This window comes from Thermobacillus sp. (assembly GCF_003390775.1).
Classification (GTDB): Bacteria; Bacillota; Bacilli; order Paenibacillales; family Paenibacillaceae; genus Thermobacillus; species Thermobacillus xylanilyticus.
Genome location: NZ_QEWA01000033.1, coordinates 97,058 through 119,204, shown reverse-complemented (window position 1 = coordinate 119,204; position 22,147 = coordinate 97,058). Strand labels below are relative to the sequence as shown.

General features: G+C 62.5%; 19 protein-coding genes. 16 read left to right on the top strand and 3 right to left on the bottom strand.

Going from position 1 to position 22,147, the window contains the following annotated elements; genetic code table 11:
• Positions 1-77: 77 nt before the first annotated feature.
• The 8 genes from C6W55_RS06690 to glnA all read left to right on the top strand — a co-directional run bounded on the left by C6W55_RS06690 (position 78) and on the right by glnA (position 9,652).
• Positions 78-2,669: a transglycosylase domain-containing protein gene (locus C6W55_RS06690; RefSeq protein WP_286892029.1), complete on the top strand. Its 2,592-nt coding sequence runs from the start codon at positions 78-80 to the stop codon at positions 2,667-2,669.
• 105 nt (positions 2,670-2,774) lie between these two features.
• Complete coding sequence (locus tag C6W55_RS06685; RefSeq protein ID WP_015254638.1) at positions 2,775-3,332, top strand: ribonuclease FAU-1 family protein; 558 nt, start codon at positions 2,775-2,777, stop codon at positions 3,330-3,332.
• Positions 3,329-4,003 carry a SanA/YdcF family protein gene (locus C6W55_RS06680; RefSeq protein WP_286892028.1) on the top strand — a complete coding sequence of 225 codons (675 nt, stop codon included), beginning with the start codon at positions 3,329-3,331 and terminating at the stop codon, positions 4,001-4,003. Before C6W55_RS06685 ends, C6W55_RS06680 begins: the two co-directional genes overlap by 4 nt.
• A 120-nt stretch (positions 4,004-4,123) precedes the next feature.
• Positions 4,124-5,098: an AAA family ATPase gene (locus tag C6W55_RS06675; protein WP_041854330.1), complete on the top strand. Its 975-nt coding sequence runs from the start codon at positions 4,124-4,126 to the stop codon at positions 5,096-5,098.
• Positions 5,099-5,143: 45 nt separating this feature from the next.
• Positions 5,144-6,430: a GTPase HflX gene (gene hflX, locus C6W55_RS06670; RefSeq protein WP_286892027.1), complete on the top strand. Its 1,287-nt coding sequence runs from the start codon at positions 5,144-5,146 to the stop codon at positions 6,428-6,430.
• A gap of 119 nt (positions 6,431-6,549) precedes the next feature.
• Positions 6,550-7,827: a methionine gamma-lyase family protein gene (locus tag C6W55_RS06665; protein WP_286892026.1), complete on the top strand. Its 1,278-nt coding sequence runs from the start codon at positions 6,550-6,552 to the stop codon at positions 7,825-7,827.
• Positions 7,828-7,888: 61 nt separating this feature from the next.
• Complete coding sequence (locus tag C6W55_RS06660) at positions 7,889-8,302, top strand: MerR family transcriptional regulator (RefSeq protein ID WP_015254633.1); 414 nt, start codon at positions 7,889-7,891, stop codon at positions 8,300-8,302.
• Between the two features lie 21 nt (positions 8,303-8,323).
• On the top strand, positions 8,324-9,652 hold the full coding sequence (glnA, locus tag C6W55_RS06655; protein WP_286892025.1) for a type I glutamate--ammonia ligase: 1,329 nt from the start codon (positions 8,324-8,326) through the stop codon (positions 9,650-9,652).
• 79 nt (positions 9,653-9,731) lie between these two features.
• Here the strand turns inward: glnA and lexA are convergent, their stop codons facing one another.
• The gene (gene lexA, locus C6W55_RS06650) at positions 9,732-10,355 is read right to left on the bottom strand and encodes a transcriptional repressor LexA (protein WP_015254631.1); all 624 of its coding nucleotides are present in this window, start codon (positions 10,353-10,355) and stop codon (positions 9,732-9,734) included.
• A 351-nt stretch (positions 10,356-10,706) separates the two neighbouring features.
• Between lexA and C6W55_RS06645 the strand changes: the two genes are divergently transcribed.
• From C6W55_RS06645 to C6W55_RS06630, 4 genes are all read left to right on the top strand, one after another.
• Positions 10,707-10,988, top strand: coding sequence for a LysM peptidoglycan-binding domain-containing protein (locus C6W55_RS06645; RefSeq protein WP_213483392.1), 282 nt, complete (start codon positions 10,707-10,709; stop codon positions 10,986-10,988).
• A gap of 172 nt (positions 10,989-11,160) precedes the next feature.
• Entirely contained in the window at positions 11,161-11,349 is a 189-nt protein-coding gene (locus tag C6W55_RS06640; RefSeq protein ID WP_213483393.1) for a DUF896 domain-containing protein, read from the top strand.
• Between the two features lie 21 nt (positions 11,350-11,370).
• Positions 11,371-11,916 (top strand): hypothetical protein, encoded by a 546-nt coding sequence (locus C6W55_RS06635; protein ID WP_286892024.1) that lies wholly within the window; start codon positions 11,371-11,373, stop codon positions 11,914-11,916.
• An 18-nt stretch (positions 11,917-11,934) separates the two neighbouring features.
• Complete coding sequence (locus tag C6W55_RS06630) at positions 11,935-12,726, top strand: HAD family hydrolase (RefSeq protein WP_213483395.1); 792 nt, start codon at positions 11,935-11,937, stop codon at positions 12,724-12,726.
• 72 nt (positions 12,727-12,798) lie between these two features.
• On the opposite strand, the gene C6W55_RS06625 is transcribed toward C6W55_RS06630, so the two are convergent.
• Complete coding sequence (locus C6W55_RS06625) at positions 12,799-13,341, bottom strand: 1,2-dihydroxy-3-keto-5-methylthiopentene dioxygenase (protein WP_015254626.1); 543 nt, start codon at positions 13,339-13,341, stop codon at positions 12,799-12,801.
• A 145-nt stretch (positions 13,342-13,486) separates the two neighbouring features.
• Between C6W55_RS06625 and metH the strand changes: the two genes are divergently transcribed.
• Positions 13,487-16,924: a methionine synthase gene (gene metH / locus C6W55_RS06620; protein WP_286892023.1), complete on the top strand. Its 3,438-nt coding sequence runs from the start codon at positions 13,487-13,489 to the stop codon at positions 16,922-16,924.
• 107 nt (positions 16,925-17,031) lie between these two features.
• Positions 17,032-17,970 carry a ribonuclease Z gene (rnz, locus tag C6W55_RS06615; RefSeq protein ID WP_286892022.1) on the top strand — a complete coding sequence of 313 codons (939 nt, stop codon included), beginning with the start codon at positions 17,032-17,034 and terminating at the stop codon, positions 17,968-17,970.
• 5 nt (positions 17,971-17,975) lie between these two features.
• Here the strand turns inward: rnz and tlp are convergent, their stop codons facing one another.
• Positions 17,976-18,209: a small acid-soluble spore protein Tlp gene (tlp, locus tag C6W55_RS06610; protein ID WP_015254623.1), complete on the bottom strand. Its 234-nt coding sequence runs from the start codon at positions 18,207-18,209 to the stop codon at positions 17,976-17,978.
• A 238-nt stretch (positions 18,210-18,447) separates the two neighbouring features.
• On the opposite strand from tlp, the gene C6W55_RS06605 reads away from it, so the two are divergent.
• A complete protein-coding gene (locus C6W55_RS06605) occupies positions 18,448-20,736 on the top strand; it encodes a DEAD/DEAH box helicase (RefSeq protein ID WP_015254622.1) in 2,289 nt (762 codons plus the stop codon).
• The gene (locus C6W55_RS06600) at positions 20,733-22,097 is read left to right on the top strand and encodes a ribonuclease H-like domain-containing protein (protein ID WP_286892021.1); all 1,365 of its coding nucleotides are present in this window, start codon (positions 20,733-20,735) and stop codon (positions 22,095-22,097) included. The genes C6W55_RS06605 and C6W55_RS06600 overlap by 4 nt, the downstream gene beginning before the upstream one ends.
• The last annotated feature ends 50 nt before the right edge of the window (positions 22,098-22,147 follow it).

Genomic DNA, 22,147 nt, shown 5'->3' with positions numbered 1-22,147 from the left:
CCCTGCCGTGGGTTGTTCTTTTGTTTCCGGGAAACATAGAGAGAACAGGCAACCGAGACGGAGGAGGGGAGTCTGCTGTGACGACAAATCGCAATCCGAAGCGTCCGTCCGGCGGCAAGACATCCGGGAAGGCGGACAAGAAACGCGGGGGAAGAAAAAGGGGAAGACACTGGTTTGGCTGGTTTCTGGCCACCGGTTGTCTTGCGGTCGTCTGCGCGGTGGTTGGCTATCTCCTGATCGTGCTGAACGGAGAACGGATACTGGCGGCGAACCAGAAAGCGTTCGAGTTCGCCGAGACGACGATCATTTACGACAAGGACGGCCGCGAAGCGGCCGCACTTGCGACGGTGGAGAACCGGGAATATGTGAAATTCGGGGATATCCCGGAGCTGGTGTACCGGGCGTTCGTCGCGGTGGAAGACCGGCGCTTCTATGAGCATGAAGGCGTCGACTTTTGGGCCATCGGCCGCGCGATCGTAAAGGACATCATGGCGCGGAGCATGGTGGAAGGCGGCAGCACGATCACGCAGCAGCTCGCAAAGAACATGTTCCTCAGCCATGAGAAAACGTTCTTCCGCAAGGCGTCGGAAGCGTCGATCGCCGTGGCGCTCGAGAAGAATCTGTCGAAGGACGAGATTCTGGAGCTGTATCTGAACCGGATCTATTTCGGCAGAGGCGCGCACGGCATTCTGGCGGCGTCCAAGCTTTATTTCGGCAAGGATGATCTGAACAAGCTCGAGATCTGGGAGATAGCGACGCTGGCCGGCATTCCGAAGGCGCCGAACGTTTACAACCCGATAAGCAACCATGAGCGGTCGCAGGAGCGGATGGCCGTCGTGCTTTCGCTGATGGAGCAGCAAGGACTGATCACGGCGGAGCAGGTGGAAGAGGCGAAGAAGAAGGCGGCAGCATACGAGCCGCCGGAAGACGCTTATGCGGGCGCGGCATCGCAGAAATATCCGGCTTTCGTCGACTTTGTCGCCACCGAAGCGGAACGGGTGACCGGACTTACCGAAGAAGAGCTTCGCGTCGGCGGATACAGAATTTACACGACGTTGAACGTTAACGCCCAGCAGATCGTCGAGAAGGCGTTCGCCGATCCGGACAATTTCGAGGAGAGCGCGGATGACCGGATCGTCCAGGGTGCGATGGTCATCATCGATCACCGGACAGGCGAGATCGAAGCGATGGCCGGCGGACGCGAGTATCAGAACAAGGGGCTGAACCGGGCGGTGCAGCCGCGGCAACCGGGATCGGCATTCAAGCCGATCGCCGTTTACGGCCCGGCGCTCGAGTCGGGCGACTGGTACCCCTGGTCCAAACTGCAGGACGAGAAGAAATGCTACGGCGATTATTGTCCGACAAACCCGGGCGGCAAATATGCGGGCTCGATCACGATGCGCCAGGCGCTCAAAGAGTCGCGCAACGCCTCGACGGTCTGGCTGCTCAATGAAATCGGCGTGGATCGCGGCCTCGAATTCGCGAAGCGGCTCGGCATCGAGCTGGATGCGGACGACCGCAATCTGGCCATCGCCCTCGGCGGTCTGACGCGCGGGGTGACGCCGATGGAGATGGCGACGGCCTACAGCGTGTTCGCCAGCGGAGGCGTATCGGTCGACCCGCACGCCATCGTGCGCATCGAAGACCGGAAAGGCAAGGTCATCTACCAGTACAAGGCGCCGGAAGCGAAGCGGCTCATCAAGCCGGAGACGGCCTGGTACATGACGGAGATGCTGCAGGCGGTGCTGGAGAAAGGCGGAACCGGCACGAAGGCGCTCATCAACCGCCCGGTCGCCGGCAAGACCGGAACGACCGAGCACGGCATTCCGGGCTTCAAGTCGAGCGCCAACCGCGATGTCTGGTTCGTCGGCTATACGCCGGAATGGACGGCCGCGGTCTGGATGGGCTATGACCGCACGGATGAGCAGCATGTGCTGAAACGCGGCAGTTCGATGGCGGCGGCGCTGTTCGCCAAGGTGATGGGGGAAGCGCTGAAGGATGTGCCGGCATCGTCCTTCACGAAGCCGGAAGGCGTGAAGACGGTCGTAAAGCCGCCGACCGTCGGAGGATTCTCCGTTACTTGGAGCGATGCGGATCTCGGCGTCCGCCTGTCGTGGTCGCGGCAGGGCGAGGGACTGCTCTACCGCGTCTACCGCAAGGCGGAAAACGAGGACGAATTCGAGCTGCTCACCGTAACGGAAAGCACGACGGCGCTCGACCTTGCGGTCGAACCCGGCGTCACGTACGAATACTACGTGACCGTCTATGACAGGGAGCACGCGCTCGAAGGCGACAAGTCAACGATCCGCGGCGTGACGGTGCCCGATTCGATCTGGCCGGATCCGGAGCTGCCGTCGGATTTTCCGGACGGCGATTTTGACGGCAATGACGGAGGCATCTGGCCGTTCCCCGGTGAACCTGACGATTCCGGCATCCCCGGAGACGGCGAAGACGGCGGTCAGGATGACGGACAGGACGGAGGATCTGGCACGATTCCCGACGGAGGATGGAACAGCGGCGGATCGAACGGCAGCCGAAACGGCGAGCTGCCCGGCAACAGCGAATCCGGAAACGGCGGCGCCGGGCAGCCGGCCGGACCCGGAAACGGGGAAACGGAAGAAGGCGAGGCGGAAGAACCGGCGCCCGTGGACGGCGCGCCGGCTCCCTGACGCATGGCGAAGGCGGATTATCTCGCTGCCAACTGGTGATGAGCGGACAGATGTGGTAATCTTTTTTCATAAAGAGTCTCATCACATGCGGAAAGGTATCTTGCCATGAAACGTAAATTCTCGGATCGGGCCAACTGGCGGCGCATCCTGCGCAGAAGCTACAGCTGTCTGGCGCTTGACGGCGACGACTACCGCGGCTTGGTCACGTTCTATAGGATTCATGAGCTCCGCGAGCCGCTCTGGAAAGAATACAACGGACGCAGGCTCTGTCTGGCGAACCGGGGCTATCTGTGGATGCAGCATTTTCCGAAGGGCGAACATTTCGTTGTCACGACGATGTTCGATGACAAGGGCAAAGTCGTGCAATGGTACATCGACATTTGCAAAAATCAGGGCATGACCGACCAGAAGGTGCCGTGGTTTGATGATCTGTACCTGGACATCGTCGTGCTGCCGACGGGGGAAGTTTACCTCCTCGACGAGGACGAACTGGAAGAAGCGGTGAAAAACGGCGAGGTGACGAAGCGCGACGCGGAGATGGCGCGCAGAACCGCCGAACGGCTGCTGTCGATGATCCGGAACGGCCGGTTCCGTTATTTCACGCTCAGCCTGCGGCACCGCAAACAGCTTGCGGAACGGATCGTCGGGAAAGATCCGTCATGAAGGCGGCGGAAGCGCAGGCCGTCCGCCGGCGGAAACGCCGATCCGGACTGCCGGTGCGTCTGCTGAAGGGAGCCCTGTCTGCGGCCGTCGCCTGCGCGGGCTGGATCGCCTGGATTTATTGGAAGATCGAATCGTTCGAACCGAAGATGGAACTGCCCGAATATGACGCCGGCATCGTGCTCGGTGCGGCCCTCTGGAACGGCGAGCCGAGTCCGGGTCTGAAGGAACGGCTGGACAAGGCGTTCGAACTGTACCGCGAAGGCCGGTTCCGCGTGTTTATCCTGACCGGCGGCTATGACCATGCGGGTTCCCGGCTGACGGAAGCCGAAGGGATGAAGCACTATCTGGCCGCACTCGGCGTGCCGGAAGACCGGCTCCTGCTCGAGCCCGAAGCGCGGAGCACCTATGAGAATCTGGCGTTCAGCCGGGACGTCATGGATCGGGAAAGGCTTCGCACGGCGCTCATCGTGACGCACGATTTCCATGCGGCTCGGGCGCGGGATGTCGCGCGCTGGCTCGGCTACGAACAGCCGGGGTTCGCGGCGGCGGAATCGTCCGTGCTTCCCGCGTCGCAGAGACATGTCCGGGAAATCGCGGCTTTCACGAAGTGGAAGCTCGACAGCGTGCTGCTGCGCATCGGCCTGCAAATTCCCGACCGGCCCGGCTTGTGAACCTTGCGCGTCCGCATCCGATTCTGCTAATATCTCGGACCGCTCGCGAATAAGATGGATAAGGCATCAGGCGGACCGTCGACATCGTCCGATCTATCTGAGAAGGATGGGATGTTCTTGATGAACGGACGCGCAGCAGCGGCGGGCGGCACGGGAGCGCCCAGACCTTCGCGGCAGATCAGCATCGTCCTGCGGCCCGTCGAGCCGGCCGCATCACCTGCGGAACAGCCGGTGAGCGAAATGGTGAAGGGCGTTGAACCGGGCTCGCCTTTCGCCGAAATCCAGCGCGAGCTGGACGCGATGGTCGGCATGGAGAAAGTGAAGGCGCTCATCTACGAGATCTATGCGCTCCTTCATGTGTCCGGTCTGCGGGCGGCGGCGGGGCTGTCGGTCGGCCCCCAGGTGTATCATATGATTTTCCGCGGCAATCCGGGCACGGGCAAGACGACGATCGCACGCATTGTGGCGAAGCTGTTCCAGAAGATGGGCGTGCTGCAGAAGGGACACCTCATCGAGGTGGAGCGGGCGGATCTCGTCGGCGAATATATCGGGCATACGGCGCAGAAGACACGGGACCTCGTGCGCAAGGCGCTCGGCGGCGTATTGTTCGTGGACGAAGCCTACAGCCTCGCACGCGGCGGCGAGAAAGATTTCGGCAAGGAAGCGATCGATACGCTTGTGAAAGCGATGGAAGACTACAAAAATCAGTTCGTGCTCATCCTTGCCGGTTACCCCGAGGAAATCGACATGTTTCTGATGTCCAACCCCGGCCTGCCTTCCCGTTTCCCGATCCGGATCGACTTTCCGGATTATACGGTGGACCAGCTGGTCAAAATCGCCGAGCTGATGGTGAAGGAGCGGGATTACGAGATGCAGCCGCAGGCGGTCGCCAAGCTGCGCCAGCATCTCGCCGAGCTGAAGCGCGAATCGATGTTCGCTTTCAGCAACGCGCGCTATGTGCGCAATGTGATCGAAAAGGCGATCCGCCACCAGGCGGTGCGGCTGCTCAATCTGTACGGCAGCGGCCAGCCCGGCAGGCAGGAGCTGATGACGATCCGGCCGGAAGATTTTCGCTGGGATACGGAGGATGCGTAAAGCCGGCGGACCATACATTTCAGGCAATGAAGGAGCGGTGGCGGCATGACGACGCTGCACGAGACGGCGGCTGACATTCGGGAACGGGCGATTCTGGTCAGCCTGGTGACGGACGAGATGAAGCGCGCCGGCGTCGATCCGGAATACTCGCTGCGCGAGCTTGTCGCGCTGGCCGAAACGGCCGGCGTCGAAGTGCTCACTGCGGTCACGCAGCACCGCGAGGCGCCGGACCCGCGCTTTTTTCTCGGCAAGGGGAAGGTGGAAGAACTGCGCGCGGTCGCGCAGGAGCTCGGTGCGACGACGGCCATTTTCGACCAGGAGCTGTCCGGCGCGCAGGTGCGTAATCTGGAGGAAGGGCTCGACCTGAAGATCATCGACCGGACGCAGCTCATTCTCGACATTTTCGCAGGCCGCGCAAAGACGCGGGAAGGCATCATCCAGGTCGAGCTTGCCCAGCTCAGCTATCTGCTGCCGCGCCTTGCGGGCCACGGCAAGAATCTGTCGCGGCTCGGCGGCGGCATCGGCACGCGGGGGCCGGGCGAGACGAAGCTGGAGACGGACCGCCGCCATATCCGCGAGCGGATCGCGGATCTGAAGCGGCAGCTCAAGGAAGTGGTCCGCCACCGCAGCGTGCAGCGCGAACGCCGGCGCAAGACGGGCGTCACGCAGGTCGCGCTCGTCGGCTATACGAACGCCGGCAAGTCGACGCTGCTCCGCGAGCTGACGAATGCGGATGTGTACGTCGAGAACCAGCTGTTCGCGACGCTCGATTCGACTTCGCGCGCCTGGACGCTTCCGGACGGGACCGAGGTCGTCCTGACGGATACGGTCGGCTTTATCCAGAACCTGCCCCACGAGCTGGTGGCCGCATTCCGGTCGACGCTCGAGGAAGCGGCGGAAGCCGATCTCATCCTCCATGTCGTGGACAGCTCGTCGCCGTACCGGGAGGAGCAGATGGCGGTCGTCGATCGGATTTTGACCGAGCTCGGAGCCGGAGACAGGCCGCGGATCGTGCTGTACAACAAGATCGACCTGTGCACGAATGAGGAACTGCATCTGCTCCGGCGGGACGGGGACGCGCTGCTCGTCAGCGCGTTCTCGGCAAGCGACCGGGAGGCGATCGGCCGCGCCGTGCAGGACAAGCTGACCGGCGAAATCCGTTCGTTCGCGATTCCCGCCGCAAGGGGCGATCTGATCGCCCTTGCGCACCGGATGGGTGAAGTTGTCGAACAGTCGGTCTCGGACGACGGGGAGACGATGCGGATTGCGGTACGGCTGAACAAGCGCGAATATGAGGTGAGCGGATATAAGCTGCAGCCTTATGCGCTGTAGGCTGGGGCCAGGTTCGTTCCGGACCTGGCTATTCTGTTTCGCCGCCTTGCGATTGATTACCGGAAACGAAATGTGCTTTAATGGGTCTGACAATTATGAAGCGATGGGATGGAGACTGGATGATTCACGGCATTGACAGCGAACTGCTCCGTCTCGCCGAGGCGGTGGAAGAGCGGATCGCCCCGCGGCTCCGCGAGGCCGACCGGATCGCGGAACGGAACCAGTGGAAAGTGATCCGCGCGTTTCAGCGCCACAAGGTGAGCGATTTTCATCTGAACGGTTCAACCGGATACGGATACAATGACAGCGGGCGCGAGGCGCTCGACCGGGTGTATGCCGACGTGTTCGGCGCGGAGGCGGCGCTCGTGCGGCCGCATTTCGCATCCGGCACGCATACGATCAGCTGCGCGCTGTTCGGCGTGCTCCGGCCGGGGGACGAACTGCTCTACATGACCGGGCGGCCGTATGACACGCTGCACAAAGTGATCGGCGAGCCGGGAGACGGCAAGGGATCGCTGCGCGATTTCGGCATCGGCTACCGGGAGGTGCCGCTGGCCGAAGGCGGCCGCGTCAACTGGGACGCCGTGCTGGACGCGATCGGCGAGCGGACCCGCGTCATCGCCATCCAGCGGTCGCGCGGCTACGACTGGCGCGCATCGTTCACCGTGGACGAGATCGGCGAGATGGTGCGCCGGGTGAAGGCGGTCAAGCCCGACGCCATCGTCTTCGTCGACAATTGCTACGGCGAATTTACCGAGGAGACGGAGCCGACGGAGGTCGGCGTCGATCTGATGGCCGGCTCGCTGATCAAAAATCCCGGCGGCGGGCTGGCGCTGTCCGGCGGCTACATCTGCGGCCGGGCCGATCTCGTGGAGAAGGCGGCCGGCCGGCTGACCGCGCCCGGCATCGGCGGCGAAGTCGGCGCGACGGCCGGCATGCAGCGCTGGATGTTCCATGGATTTTTCCTTGCGCCGCACATGGTAGGGCAGGCGGTGAAAGGGAGCATTTTTGCCGCTGCCATGTTCGAGGAGCTGGGCTTCGAGTCGAAACCGCGCTGGAACGAGCCGAGAACCGATCTGATTCAGGCCGTCCGGTTCGATTCGGCCGACTCGCTCATCGCCTTCGTGCAGGGCATCCAGCAGGCGGCGGCCGTCGACGCGCACGCCGTGCCGGAACCGGGCGACATGCCGGGATATGCGCATCCCGTCATCATGGCGGCCGGCGCGTTCGTGCAGGGCGGAAGCCTGGAACTTTCGGCCGACGCGCCGATCCGGGAGCCGTATATCGCGTATATGCAGGGCGGGCTGACGTACGCGCACGCAAAACTTGGGGTGCTTTCCGCCTTGACACGGCTTGCCGAACGGTCTAACATTGTAATTAAACCTAACATTTCTTGACACGTTTTATTCGTGTCGATACGAGTACCCATACTACAAAAAATTGGAAGGTTGATGCGGCATGGGTGACGAGATCCGCAGAAACATGGCGCTCTTCCCGATCGGCATCGTGATGAAGCTGACGGATTTGACCGCCCGCCAAATCCGCTACTACGAGCAGCACGGTCTGGTCATGCCGGCGCGGACTTCGGGCAACCAGCGCCTGTTTTCGTTCAACGATGTCGAGCGGCTGCTGGAGATCAAGTCCCTGATCGAGAAAGGCGTCAACATCGCCGGAATCAAGCAAGTGATGAATCCGGTTTCAAAGGAATCGGAAGAAGCGACGGTCATTACGCCGCAGACGGAAAGCAAACGCCGCGAACTGACGGATCTGCAGCTCCACCGGCTGCTCAAGCAGCAGCTGCTCGAACGCCGTCCCGGCAGGACATCGCTCATCCAGGGTCAGCTGTCCAGGTTCTACAACAATAAACCTTAATCGCGGCAAGGAGAGGATAAGATGGGCTACACCAAGGAGGACATCCTGCGCATCGCGCGGGAGCAGAACGTCCGGTTCATCCGTCTGCAGTTCACGGATCTGCTCGGGACGATCAAGAACGTTGAAATTCCGCTGAGCCAGCTCGAGAAGGCGCTGGACAACAAGATGATGTTCGACGGTTCCTCGATCGAGGGTTACGTCCGGATCGAGGAGTCCGACATGTATCTGTATCCCGATCTCGATACATGGGTCGTCTTCCCGTGGGTGACGGAAGACCGGGTCGCCCGTCTGATTTGCGACGTGTACATGCCGGACGGGACGCCGTTCGCGGGAGACCCGCGCGGCATTCTGAAACGGGTGCTGAAGGAAGCGGAGGAGCTCGGCTTTTCCACGATGAACGTCGGTCCGGAACCGGAGTTCTTCCTGTTCAAAACCGACGAGCGCGGCAATCCGACGCACGAAGTGAACGACCAGGGCGGCTATTTCGACCTCGCGCCGACCGACCTCGGCGAGAACTGCCGCCGGGAAATCGTGCTCACCCTCGAAGAGATGGGCTTCGAGATCGAGGCTTCGCACCATGAAGTCGCGCCCGGCCAGCACGAGATCGACTTCAAGTATTCCGATGCGGTAACGGCGGCGGACCGGATTCAGACGTTCAAGCTCGTCGTCAAGACGGTTGCGCGGCAGCACGGCCTGCATGCGACGTTCATGCCGAAGCCGCTGTTCGGCGTGAACGGATCGGGCATGCACTGCCATCTTTCGCTGTTCCGGGACGGCGAGAACGCGTTCTACGATCCGGACGATCCGCTCGGTCTGAGCGATACCGCGCGCTGGTTCATGGCCGGGGTGCTGCATCACGCCCGCGGGTTCGCGGCCGTTACGAATCCGACCGTCAATTCGTACAAGCGGCTTGTGCCCGGCTATGAAGCGCCGAACTATGTCGCCTGGTCGGCGAGCAACCGGAGCCCGATGGTGCGCATTCCGGCGTCGCGGGGGCTGAGCACGCGGATCGAGGTGCGCAACCCCGATCCGGCGGCCAATCCGTACCTTTGCCTCGCGGTCATGCTCAAGGCCGGACTTGACGGCATCAAGAACCGGATGAGACTGCCGGCGCCGACGAACCGGAACATCTATGTCATGACCGAGGAGGAACGGATCGAAGAAGGCATCCAGATGCTGCCCTCGAGCCTGCGCGAAGCGCTGGACGAGCTGATCCGCGACGAAGTGATCTGCGAGGCGCTGGGGGATCACGCCCTGTCCTATTTCTACGAACTGAAGGAAATCGAATGGGACATGTACCGCATGCAGGTTCACCAGTGGGAACGCGATCAATATTTGACGCTGTATTGATGAATAAGAGCAAAGGAAAAGCCCCGCAAGTTCGGCATCGCTGCCGGACAAGCGGGGCTTCAATATTCGGGCGCCGTATTCAACGGATGCTGCGGAACAATCCGATGACTTTGCCGAGAATCGTGACATGTTTCAGCCGGATCGGCTCCATCGCCGGGTTCTCGGGCTGCAGCCGGATATGGTCGCGCTCCTTGTAGAACGTCTTGACGGTTGCTTCGTCGTCTTCCGTCATCGCGACGACGATGTCGCCGTTCTGCGCCGTCTGCTGCTGGCGCACGATGACATAGTCGCCGTCGTGGATGCCGGCTTCGATCATGCTGTCGCCCTTGACCGTAAGCATGAACACATCGTCATCACCGGTGAAATGGGCGGGGAGGGGGAAATATTCCTCGATGTTCTCCGTCGCCGTGATCGGCGCGCCGGCCGTTACCTTGCCGACGACCGGGACGCGGGTGACGGCGAGCGGGAACGGCAGCTGATCTTCGTTGTCGTCATCCAATATTTCGATCGCGCGCGGTTTGGTCGGATCGCGGCGGATGAGTCCCTTCTTCTCCAGCCGATCCAGGTGGCCGTGGACGGTCGAGCTGGAAGCAAGGCCGACGGCTTCACCGATTTCCCGAACGGAAGGGGGATAGCCTTTCTCCCGGACTTCCCGTTTAATGAATTCCAGTATGGCTTGCTGGCGGTTGGATATTCTGGACACGGCATTCACTCCATCAAATATTGGTTACACCAAATTATAGCACAGAACCCGAGTTCGCACAAACATTCGTTCTCGAAAACACAGGTTCGCATTTTTGCAGGAAATCCGGCGGACGGCTCAAAGCGGGAACATGCATTCCCGGAACAAATGTTCTAAAAATGATTGACGGCAAACAGATGTTCGTGTTATGATGGGATTACAAAACGAGAACGTTTGTTTGGGGTGTTGGCCATGATGTATGTAAGTGAATGCCGGTCCTATCGTTCCATCCAAGAAAGCCGTCCTGGCGAAGTTGGACAGACTTCCGCGGTTCGCAGGCAACGCGCGGCGAGCGGGGAACGGATCACTTTCATGCGTTATGCCGCAGCCATGCTGTTCATCGTGCTGGTCAGCGCGGGTTTCATGATCATGGGAACCGGCGCGTCGGAACGGGTGCCGGCCGAACCGGCTCCCGCGGAATCGGTCATTGTCGTGGATGCCGGCGAGACGCTGTGGGAGATCGCCGCAGCGGCGAAGGCGGAAGGGATGGACACGCGCCGCGCCGTCTATGAAATCCGGAAGCGCAACGGTCTGGACGGCAGTGTGATCCAAGCGGGACAGCAGCTCGTCATCCCGGATTGGTCCGGCCGCTGATCCGGTGCGGAAGCGGAAGACGGGAGCGTCCCTGTCGATTGCCGATGGATTGGCCCGGGAACGGTTCAAGCCGTTTCCGGGTTGTTTTTGTTTTGTTGTCGGCTTGACAACGATCCGGCCGGGATGTCAAAGTAAGGTGTGGTATGTCAGGGGTATGGGAGGCACATCACGCATGGACGAATTGACGGCGCGCATCAACGAGCTTGCCCGCAAGCACAAGACGATCGGTCTCACGCCGGAAGAGACGGCGGAGCGGGACAAGCTGCGCAGGCAATATCTGGCGCGTTTCCGAAGCAATCTGAAACAGCAGCTCGACGCGATCCGCTGGACGGATGAAACAGGCGGCACGTTGAAGCATTAGCGTATAGAAGGGGGAGCTGGCATGTCCCGCTCTTGGGAACGGAAAGTCCGCAAGAACACGGAACAGCTGAACAAACGGCGCAAGAAAGCCGGTCTCAAAGCCGTCGCTTCGCCGGGAGCGGTGACGGACCGCTACAGGGGACGCAATTACGTCTTGCCGGCTTTGTTGATCCTGTTCATCGGCTTCTACATTTATATGATGACGATTCCCGCGGACGATCCGAACACGACGAATCCGTTCGAGACGCCGATCTTCTGGCTGACGGTCGCGTGTTATCTGGCGTTGGCGGCGCTGTTCTGGTTCCGACGGCCCTATCTGCTCGTGGGAAGGGATTTCGTCGGCACGCGCAAATTTACCGGCGACAAGACGCTGACGGCAAGCGCGATCAAGGCGATTACCGTCATCCGTCCGGGATACATCATCATCGAGCCGAAGAAGGGCGGCAACTGGGTATTCTCGCGCATGCTGAACCGGTATCCGATCGACGAGATGGCCGACCGGCTGCAGCGGTTTGCGGAGGATAACCGCATTCCCTACACCGAGCAGCAGAAAGACAAGAAAAAGTAATGACGGGAGAGAAACCGGATGGCAAAACAAGCGGTACTGTTCGACCTGGATGATACGCTGCTGTGGGACGAACGCAGCGTGAAGGAGGCGTTCGAGGCGGTCTGCCGGTATGCGCAAGAGCGGACCGGCGCGGATCCGGAGAAGCTGGAAGCGTCGGTTCGCCGGGAAGCGCGAGCGCTGTACGAATCCTACGAAACCTATCCGTTCACCCAACGGATCGGCATCAATCCGTTCGAAGGGCTGTGGGCGCGTTTTCGCGAGGGAGAGCAGGAGGAGTTCCGCAAGCTCGAGGCGCTTGCGCCGGCCTATCGCCGTGAATCGTGGATCCGCGGCCTGCGCGGCATCGGCATCGAGGATGAGCGGCTCGGCGAAGAATTGGCCGAACGGTTCCCGGCGGAGCGCCGGGCGCGGCCGCTCGTCTACGACGAGACGTTCGAAGTGCTGGATCGGCTGCGCGGCCGCTACAAGCTGCTGCTCTTGACGAACGGATCGCCCGATCTGCAGCGCGAGAAGCTGGCCGGCGTACCGGAGCTCGCGCCGTACTTCGACCATATCGTCATCTCGGGCGAATTCGGGGAAGGCAAGCCCGCGGCATCAATCTTCCGTCATGCGCTGTCGCTGCTCGGTATCGGGCCGGATGCCGGCGTCATGGTCGGCGACAAGCTGACGACCGACATTCTCGGCGCGAACACCGTCGGCATGGATTCGGTATGGATCAACCGGCACGGTCTCAAGCGGTCCGGCGAGATTGAACCGGCCTGCGAAATCCGTTCGCTGCGCGAACTGCCGGCGCTGCTTGAGCGGCTGTAAGCAGCGAAGAAGCCATCCGCTCCTTGCCGAAAGGGGCTTGGGCGGATGGCTTCCGAACATGTAAGGCCGAATTTATGCTTTTTGGAATTCCGGATCTTCGTACGGATGGGCGACCCAGCCCGCCGGCTCGATGAACAGACGCACGGCGACGATCTGACGGTTTTCCATCAGCGTGAAGTAGTGCGGATTGCCTTCCGGAACGGAGATGACATCGCCTGCTTCCAGCTCGACGTCGAAGTAGCCGACTTCCGGCTTGCCCTTGATGATGAAGATGCCTTTGCCTGCCACGATGGCGCGGACTTCGTCCTCGGTGTGCGTATGCACCTGTTCGAATTTCTTCAGCAGCTCATCCAGGTTCGGCGTCGCGTCGGACAGGGAAATGACGTCCCACGTCTGATAGCCGCGCCGGCCGGCGAGATCGCGGATCTCCGCGTCATACGCTTGGAGGATTTCGTTCTTCTCCTCATCGCTCAGCACGAATTTTTCCCGCAGATGCTCCGGCAGTTTGGACGTATCCCAGTGCTCGTAGAGGACACCTTGTCCATTCAGAAATTCGCGCACATTCTCCTCGCCGGTGATTCTCTCGTTGGTGTTGCGGATGCGAATCTCGGCCATCTTAATCCCTCATTTCCAATAGGATTTATCAATCATTAACCTGAATTATACACGATTTCAGCGCGTTTGTCGATGGGTCCGGGCTTTTCAGGCGTTTTTCATTCTGCTAGAATAAGGCTTAACTTTTTTGGCGGAAGGTGTGCCCATGTCGAAACCGACCCTGCAGGAAGCGATGAAACATCGCATTCTCATATTGGACGGCGCAATGGGGACGATGATCCAGCAGGCGAACCTGACCGCCGCCGATTTCGGCGGCGAAGAGCTGGAAGGCTGCAACGAGATGCTCGTCCTGACGCGACCGGATGTGATCCGCGGCATCCACGAGGCGTATCTGGACGCCGGCGCGGATATCATTGAAACGAACACGTTCGGCGCGACGAGCGTCGTGCTGGCCGAGTACGGCATCGCGGACAAGGCGCGCGAGATCAACATCGCCGCGGCCCGGCTTGCGGCCGAAGCGGCGGAGAAGTTCTCGACGCCGGAGAAGCCGCGCTACGTGGCCGGCTCGATGGGGCCGACGACGAAGACGCTGTCCGTGACGGGCGGCGTCACGTTCGACGAGCTCGCCGAAAGCTATTATGTCCAGGCGCTGGCCTTGATCGAGGGCGGCGTCGACGCGCTGCTCATCGAGACGTGCCAGGATGCGTTAAACGTCAAGGCGGCGGGCATCGGCGTACATCGCGCGTTCGAGGAAGCCGGACGGAAGCTGCCCGTCATGATCTCCGGCACGATTGAACCGATGGGCACGACGCTGGCGGGACAGAACATTGAATCATTCTATATTTCGCTGGAACATCTGGAACCGATCTCGATCGGCCTCAATTGCGCGACCGGTCCGGAATTCATGCGCGATCACATCCGCAGCCTCGCGTCCATCGCCAAGACGGCCGTCAGCTGCTATCCGAACGCCGGGCTGCCCGACGAGAACGGCCATTATCACGAATCGCCCGAATCGCTCGCGCGGAAGATGGAGCAATTCGCGCGCGAAGGGTGGCTCAACATCGCGGGCGGCTGCTGCGGGACGACGCCGGCGCACATCCGGGCGCTCGCCGAAGCGCTGGCGCCTTACAAGCCGCGGACCGAAACCGGCAGCCATCCGCCGGCCGTCTCCGGCATCGAGACCGTGTACATCGAGCCGGAAAACCGGCCGTACCTCGTCGGGGAGCGGACCAACGTGCTCGGCTCGCGCATGTTCAAAAGGCTGATTGCGGAAGGCAAGTACGAGGAAGCGGCCGAGATCGCCCGCGCCCAGGTGAAGAACGGGGCGCACGTCATCGACGTCTGCCTGCAGGACCCGGACCGCGACGAGCTGGCCGACATGACCCGTTTCCTCGAGCAAGTCGTAAAGAAAGTGAAGGTGCCGCTCGTCATCGACACGACCGATCCGCGGGTCATCGAAGCGTCGCTCAAGTTCTCGCAGGGCAAGGCGATCATCAACTCGATCAACCTTGAAGACGGTGAAGAGAAGTTCCAGCGGGTCGTGCCGCTCGTCCAAAAATACGGCGCGGCGGTCGTCGTCGGCACCATCGACGAACGGGGCCAGGCGATCGCGCGCGATGCGAAGCTGGAGGTGGCGCGGCGGTCGTATGACCTGCTCGTCAACAAATACGGGCTGCAGCCGGAGGACATCATTTTCGACCCGCTCGTCTTCCCGGTCGGCACCGGCGATGAGCAGTACATCGGCTCGGCGAAGGAGACGATTGAAGGCATTCGGCTCATCAAGCAGGAGATGCCGCGCTGCCAGACGATCCTCGGCATCAGCAACGTCTCGTTCGGCCTGCCGCCGGCAGGACGCGAAGTGCTCAACTCCGTGTTCCTCTACGAATGCACGAAGGCGGGGCTTGACTACGCCATCGTCAACACGGAGCGGCTGGAACGCTACGCCTCGATTCCGGAGCATGAGCGCAAGCTCGCCGAAGCGCTCATTTACGATACGAACGACGAGACGCTCGCCGCGTTCGTCGCCGCTTTCCGCGACAAGACCGTCGAGAAGAAGGCGAAGAACACGGCGGATCTCCCGCTGGAAGAGCGGCTCGCGAATTACGTGGTCGAAGGTTCGAAGGACGGCCTGTTCGCCGATCTCGACGAGGCGCTCAAGAAATATGCGCCGCTCGACATCATCAACGGCCCGCTTATGCGCGGCATGGAGGAAGTCGGCCGGCTGTTCAACAACAACGAGCTGATCGTCGCCGAAGTGCTGCAGAGCGCCGAAGTGATGAAGGCGTCCGTCTCGTACCTCGAGCCGCACATGGAGAAAACCGAGACGAGCGTCAAGGGCAAAATCATGCTCGCGACCGTCAAGGGCGACGTGCATGACATCGGCAAAAATCTCGTCGAGATCATTCTGTCCAACAACGGATACGAAATCGTGAACCTCGGCATCAAAGTGCCGCCGGAAGCGATCATCGAGGCGCAGCGGCGGGAGAACGCCGACATCATCGGCCTGTCCGGCCTGCTCGTCAAGTCGGCGCAGCAGATGGTGACGACGGCGCAGGATCTGAAGGCGGCCGGCATCGACACGCCGATTCTCGTCGGCGGCGCGGCGCTTACGCGCAAGTTCACGAAGACGCGCATCGCGCCGGAGTACGACGGGCTGGTGCTGTACGCGAAGGACGCGATGAACGGCCTCGAACTGGCGAACAAGCTGATGGACCCCGATGCCCGGCGCGAATTGGAGGAAGAACATCGGGAGTTGAAGGCGTCTTTGGCTGAATCGCGGGAACGGGAACGGGAGGAGGCGGCACCGGCGAACGTACGCTCGAACGTTTCGCAGAACGTCCCCGTATTCATGCCGCCGGATTTCGAGCGGCGCGTGCTGCGCGATATTCCGATCAGCCAGATCGTGCCGTACATCAACATGCAGATGCTGCTCGGCCACCATCTCGGTCTGCGCGGCACCGTCAGCGACCTGCTCGCTGCCGGAGACGAGAAGGCGGTGCAGCTGAAGGAAGCGGTGGACGGGCTGATCCGCGAAGCAGCTGAGAAGAAGACACTCAGGCTCGATGCGATGTATCGCTTCTTCCCGGCGCAGTCGGACGGCAACGACATTCTGATCTACGACCCGGCGGGCAGCGGGGAAATCATTGAGCGGTTCTCGTTCCCGCGCCAGCGGACCGAACCGTTCCTGTGCCTGGCCGATTTCCTGAAACCGGTCGAAAGCGGCGTCATGGATGTTGTCGGCTTCCTCGTCGTCACGGCCGGACGAGGCGTGCGCGGGCTGGCGGAAGAGGCGAAAGAGCGGGGCGACTACTTCCGCTCGCACGCGCTGCAGGCGCTCGCCCTCGAGACGTCGGAAGGGCTCGCGGAGCGCGTCCACCAGATGATGCGCGACGTCTGGGGATTCCCGGACCCGCCGGAAATGACGATGAAACAGCGGTTCGCGGCCCGCTATCAGGGCATCCGGGTGTCGTTCGGCTACCCGGCCTGCCCGAACCTGGAAGACCAGGAGAAGCTGTTCAAGCTCATGCATCCGGAGGATATCGGCGTGGAACTGACGGAAGGGTATATGATGGAGCCGGAAGCGTCGGTCAGCGCGATGGTGTTCGCGCATCCGGAAGCCCAATATTTCAACGTGGACAAATGACGGACCAATCCCCCGCACGGCAGCGTGCGGGGGATTTCTCGATCACCGGACCCGCGGCCGAGTAGGCTCGACGGCGATCGGCTACACTGGATACGGAGGTGTGTCGGATGGAACTGACCATGCTCGGAACGGCGGCCGGACGGCCCGCGGAAGGACGGAACGTGACGGCGTCGGCGCTTGCGATGCCGCCGCAGCGCGGCACGTTCTGGCTGTTCGACTGCGGCGAAGGGACGCAGCATCAGCTGCTCCGCGCCGGATTGAAGCTCTGCAAGCTGGAGCGCATCTTCGTGACGCACCTGCACGGCGACCATGTCTTCGGGCTTCCGGGGCTGCTCGGCAGCCGTTCCTCGATGGGCTGCGAAACGCCGCTCACGCTTCACGGCCCGCGGGGCATCCGGCACTGGCTCGAGACGACGTTCACCGTCACGGGGGCCCATGTGCATTACGAACTGGAAATCCGGGAAATCGACGAAGACGGCGGAGTCGTCCATGAAGATGACCAATTTACGGTCACGGCCGCGCCGCTGAACCATCGGATCGCCTGCTACGGCTACCGGATCGAGGAGCGGCCGAGGCCGGGAAAGCTGGACGCCGCGAAGCTGGCCGAACTTGGCGTGCCGCAGGGGCCCCTGTATGCGCAGCTCAAGCGGGGAGAGGATGCGACGCTGCCGGACGGCCGCGTCATCCGCGCCGCCGACGTCGTCGGACCGCCGATTCCGGGGCGGATCATCGCCATCCTCGGCGATACGACGCCGTGCGATGCGGCGGTCAGGCTGGCCGAAGGCGCCGATCTCGTCGTGCACGAAGCGACGTTCGAAGCGGCGCTCGCCGACAAGGCGGCCGAATACGGGCACAGCACGACGGCGGAAGCGGCGCGCACCGCGCGCGATGCGCGGGCCGCGCGGCTCCTGCTCACACATTTCAGCGGCCGCTACCGGGACGAAGATCTGCCGCGGCTGGAAGCGGAAGCCCGGGAAGTCTTTCCGTCATCCGCCGCGGCCCGCGATTTCCTCACCGTTCAGCTGCCGCACAAGCGGAGAACGTAACAGCGTCATTCCCCTTGTTCGCGCTGAAAATTTGCTTCGTCCCGGATTTCGGAGCGAAGGCCGGCAAGGCTTTCCCGCCGCCGCTCGTTCTTCGCTTCGATCCGTCTCCGCTCTTCATCGCCGATCTCGCTCGCGTGCTCGTCGAGATATTCTTCGGCTTCCCTCATGTTGCGAATCGTGTTCGTGATCGCCTTCTGCAGGCGAGGCACGTTGTCTTCGCGATTGTCCGGTTTGGCCACGGCTTCATCACCTCGTGAAGGATTTGACCGCTTCCCGGCACGGCAAGCCGGAGAACGCGGATTTACGCGATTAGGATGGATCGCGCGCAAGGTGCTTATGACTTGAGGCACTTCGGAATCGCCGGGAAGGCGGGCCAATCGTTGACATGGTGTGAGCGGTCTTTCCGGCGAAGCGTTGCAGGGCGAACATATATTCTGTACAATGGAGTAAAGTGCGTAAAGCATGGGAGCAGATGCAATGAACCGTTGGACCGGCAAGGCAGAAAATCTGGACGAATGGCTGAACGATCTTCGCAGCCGCCCCGAGATCATGAACAACGTCACGCACTGGGAGACGATTCCGGCGCGCGAAGCGGTGTACGCGCCGCTGCCGCGCGGATTGCACCCCAAGCTGGAGGCGGCGCTCCGCGCGAAGGGGATCGACCGGCTTTATTCCCACCAGGCGTCGGCCTTCGAGGCCGTGCTTGCCGGCCGGAACATCGTGACGGTCACGCCGACCGCTTCCGGCAAGACGCTCTGCTACAACCTGCCCGTCCTGCAGGCGCTGCTGGAGGACAACGGCGTGCGGGCGCTCTACCTGTTCCCGACGAAGGCGCTCGCGCAGGATCAGGTCGCCGAGCTGCAGCAGCTGGCCGATCTGATGGAGGCGGACATCAAGACGCATACCTACGACGGCGACACGCCCCCGACGGTCCGGCAGGCGATCCGGAACGCGGGGCACATCGTCGTGACGAACCCGGACATGCTGCACGCCGCAATTCTGCCGCACCATACGAAATGGGTCAAACTGTTCGAGAACGTGAAATATATCGTGCTGGATGAGCTGCACGCCTACCGCGGCGTCTTCGGCAGCCACGTCGCGAACGTCATCCGGCGCCTCAGACGGATCTGCCGGTTCTACGGCTCGAACCCGATCTTCCTCTGCGCCTCGGCGACGATCGACAATCCCGGCGAGCACGCGGAGCGGCTCATCGGCGACAAGGTGCAGGTCATCGACAACAACGGCGCGCCGTCCGGTGAGAAGCATTTCATCTTCTACAACCCGCCGGTCGTCAACCAGCAGCTCGGCATCCGGCGCAGCAGCGTGCTCGAGACGCAGCGGCTCGCCGCGATGCTTCTCCGCCAGGGGGTTCAGACGATCGTCTTCGCCCGCAGCCGCGTCCGGGTCGAAATTCTGCTGACCTACCTGCAGGACGCGGTGAAGCAGCTGCCCGGCGGCAAGCAGATCCGCGGCTACCGCGGCGGCTACCTGCCGAAACAGCGGCGCGAGATCGAGCGCGGCCTGCGCAATGGCGAGATCCTCGGCGTCGTCAGCACGAACGCGCTGGAGCTCGGCATCGACATCGGCCAGCTGCAGGCGTGCGTCATCAACGGCTATCCGGGCACGATCGCGAGCACCTGGCAGCAGTCGGGCCGGGCCGGCCGCCGGCACGGGACAGCCGTGACGTTCCTCGTCGCGAGCAGCAACCCGCTGGACCAGTATGTAATCCAGAACCCGGAATTCTTCCTCAACCGGCCGCCGGAGCGCGCGCTCATCCATCCCGACAACCTGCTCATCCTGATCGACCACGTGAAATGCGCGGCCTACGAGCTGCCGTTCGAGAAGGGCGAAACGTTCGGCTGCGAGAAGCTCGAGGACATGCTGGAGTTTCTCGTCGAGGAGCAGGTGCTGCACCGGGTGAAGGACCGCTGGTACTGGATGGCGCAGTCGTTCCCGGCGAACAACATTTCGCTTCGCTCGGCGGCGCAGGAGAATTTCGTCATCATCGACATCACGAACGGCAGCCGTGTCATCGGCGAAGTCGACCGGTTCAGCGCGCCGACGCTCATCCACGAGGAAGCGATCTACATCCACGAAGGCGTGCAGTACCAGGTGGAGAAGCTCGACTATCCGGAGAAAAAAGCTTACGTCCGCGAAGTGAGCGTCGATTATTTCACCGATGCGAACATGGCCGTGGAACTGAAGGTGCTCCATGTCGACCGGGAGGCGGAGAGCGGCGGCATCGTGCGGCAGTACGGCGAAGTGACAGTGAACGCGCGGCCGACGATTTTCAAAAAAATCCGCCTCCGCACCCACGAGAACATCGGTTCCGGACCGATTCATCTGCCCGAGGAAGAACTGCATACGAGCGGCTATTGGTTCTCGTTCAGCGAGGAGGCGGCGGCGCGCCTCGGAACGAATGCGATGCAGAGCGCGCTGCTCGGCATTGCGAACGTGCTTATCCACATCGCGCCGCTCTACCTGATGTGCGATCCGTTCGACATCCGCGTCTATCCGCAGGTGAAGTCGGTGCACATGAAGCGGCCGACGATCTATTTCTACGACCGCTATCCCGGCGGCATTGGCCTCTCCGAGCGGCTGTTCGAATTGCACGACGAACTGCTTGAACGGGCGAGGCAGCTCATCCGCGGCTGCACCTGCCTGAGCGGCTGCCCGGCCTGTGTCGGGCCGATCGAGGAGGTCGGCCTGCTCGGCAAGAGCCAGGCGCTGCAGCTGCTCGAGGAAACGGCGGTGGGGGCGCCGTGAGCAGTCTGCGCGAGCGGATGAACCGGCTGCGCGGTTCGGCCGGCGCGCAGCCGGGCGGCGGGGGAGCGAGCCCGAACGGAACGGGCGGGGGGCAGCCGGAATGCCGGCAGCCGGATGCAGCCGGGGCCGTACCGGCGCCGGAGGCCGGCGATCTTCGGCACGCGGACAGCGTCAGCCCCGCACTCGACCCGGCGTGGACGGCGCTCGGCGTGACGCGCCTCGTCAATGAAGCCGGCGAATGCCTTGTCCGCCGGGTCGACTATCCGCTCGATCACCGGCACGGCTTTCACCGGCTCGATGAACTGGCCGAATGCGCCCATGCGCTGGCCGCGCTGTGCAGCGGCGGCAACGGCCCCGCGCCGGAGGCCGAGCGCATCCTGTTCCTCGACCTGGAGACGACCGGGCTGGGCGTCGGCGCGGGCAACGTGCCGTTCATGACCGGCATCGGATACGTCGAAGGGGACCGGTTCGTCATCGAACAGACGCTGATCCGCCATCCGGCGGAAGAACGCGCGATGCTGGAAGAGCTGCGCGTGAAGCTGACGGAGCGGCCGTATCTGGCCACCTACAACGGCCGGACATTCGACTGGCCGCTCCTGAAAGGCCGGTTCATCATGAACGGATTCGGCTGCCGCGCGGCAGCCGAACCGTGGCATCTCGATTTTCTCCATCCTTCGCGCAGCATCTGGCGCAACACGCTCGCTTCGCTCCGCCTCAGCCATGTCGAGGAAGAGCGGCTCGGCATCGTCCGCTCGGGCGACGTGCCGGGTTCGATGGCGCCGGCGATCTATTTCCGGTTTCTGCAGGACGAAGATCCCGAGCCCCTGGGCGCCGTGTTCCGGCACAACGAGCTGGACATGCTGTCGCTTGCGTGTCTCGCGATCCGCTTCGGCCGCCTGCTGTCCGGCGGCCTCGGCCGGCATGTGCCGCTGCCGGAGGAAGACGAGGAACTGCTGCGCACCGGGCTTTGGCTCGATCGGATGGGATGCGCGGAGGAAGCGGAAGCGCTGTTCGAGCGGCTGGCCGGCCGGGAGACGGCCGGCCCCTGGTGTCTGCCGCTGGCAGCGCGCGACAAGAAATGTGGAAATTGGCGCCGCGCTGTGCTATTGTGGCAGAAGGCGGCGCTTGCCGCCGAGCGTCAGGGGTGGGCTTCGGGCGAAGCGCACATCGAGCTGTCGATGTACTACGAACATCGGGCCAAAGATTATAAGCAGGCGCTCCGCTACGCCTCGGCCGCGCTGGAGCTCGCCGCGCGGCGGGCGTCCCTCGGCCGCTTCGACGCGAAGAAGCGCGCGGAGCAGGACGCGATCCGCAGGCGGATCGAGCGGCTGACGAAAAAGGCGGGGCGGATCGAGGCCTGACGACCCATTACGTCCGCAGAGCTGCGGATGGATAGAACTTACGGAACGAA

Coding starts and splice junctions, on each gene's coding strand:
- C6W55_RS06685 (WP_015254638.1), top strand. CDS start 2,775: ATGAAACGTAAATTCTCGGATCGGGCCAACTGGCGGCGCATCCTGCGC.
- C6W55_RS06680 (WP_286892028.1), top strand. CDS start 3,329: ATGAAGGCGGCGGAAGCGCAGGCCGTCCGCCGGCGGAAACGCCGATCC.
- C6W55_RS06675 (WP_041854330.1), top strand. CDS start 4,124: ATGAACGGACGCGCAGCAGCGGCGGGCGGCACGGGAGCGCCCAGACCT.
- hflX (WP_286892027.1), top strand. CDS start 5,144: ATGACGACGCTGCACGAGACGGCGGCTGACATTCGGGAACGGGCGATT.
- C6W55_RS06665 (WP_286892026.1), top strand. CDS start 6,550: ATGATTCACGGCATTGACAGCGAACTGCTCCGTCTCGCCGAGGCGGTG.
- C6W55_RS06660 (WP_015254633.1), top strand. CDS start 7,889: ATGGGTGACGAGATCCGCAGAAACATGGCGCTCTTCCCGATCGGCATC.
- glnA (WP_286892025.1), top strand. CDS start 8,324: ATGGGCTACACCAAGGAGGACATCCTGCGCATCGCGCGGGAGCAGAAC.
- C6W55_RS06645 (WP_213483392.1), top strand. CDS start 10,707: ATGCGTTATGCCGCAGCCATGCTGTTCATCGTGCTGGTCAGCGCGGGT.
- C6W55_RS06640 (WP_213483393.1), top strand. CDS start 11,161: ATGGACGAATTGACGGCGCGCATCAACGAGCTTGCCCGCAAGCACAAG.
- C6W55_RS06635 (WP_286892024.1), top strand. CDS start 11,371: ATGTCCCGCTCTTGGGAACGGAAAGTCCGCAAGAACACGGAACAGCTG.
- C6W55_RS06630 (WP_213483395.1), top strand. CDS start 11,935: ATGGCAAAACAAGCGGTACTGTTCGACCTGGATGATACGCTGCTGTGG.
- C6W55_RS06625 (WP_015254626.1), bottom strand. CDS start 13,341: ATGGCCGAGATTCGCATCCGCAACACCAACGAGAGAATCACCGGCGAG.
- metH (WP_286892023.1), top strand. CDS start 13,487: ATGTCGAAACCGACCCTGCAGGAAGCGATGAAACATCGCATTCTCATA.
- rnz (WP_286892022.1), top strand. CDS start 17,032: ATGGAACTGACCATGCTCGGAACGGCGGCCGGACGGCCCGCGGAAGGA.
- C6W55_RS06605 (WP_015254622.1), top strand. CDS start 18,448: ATGAACCGTTGGACCGGCAAGGCAGAAAATCTGGACGAATGGCTGAAC.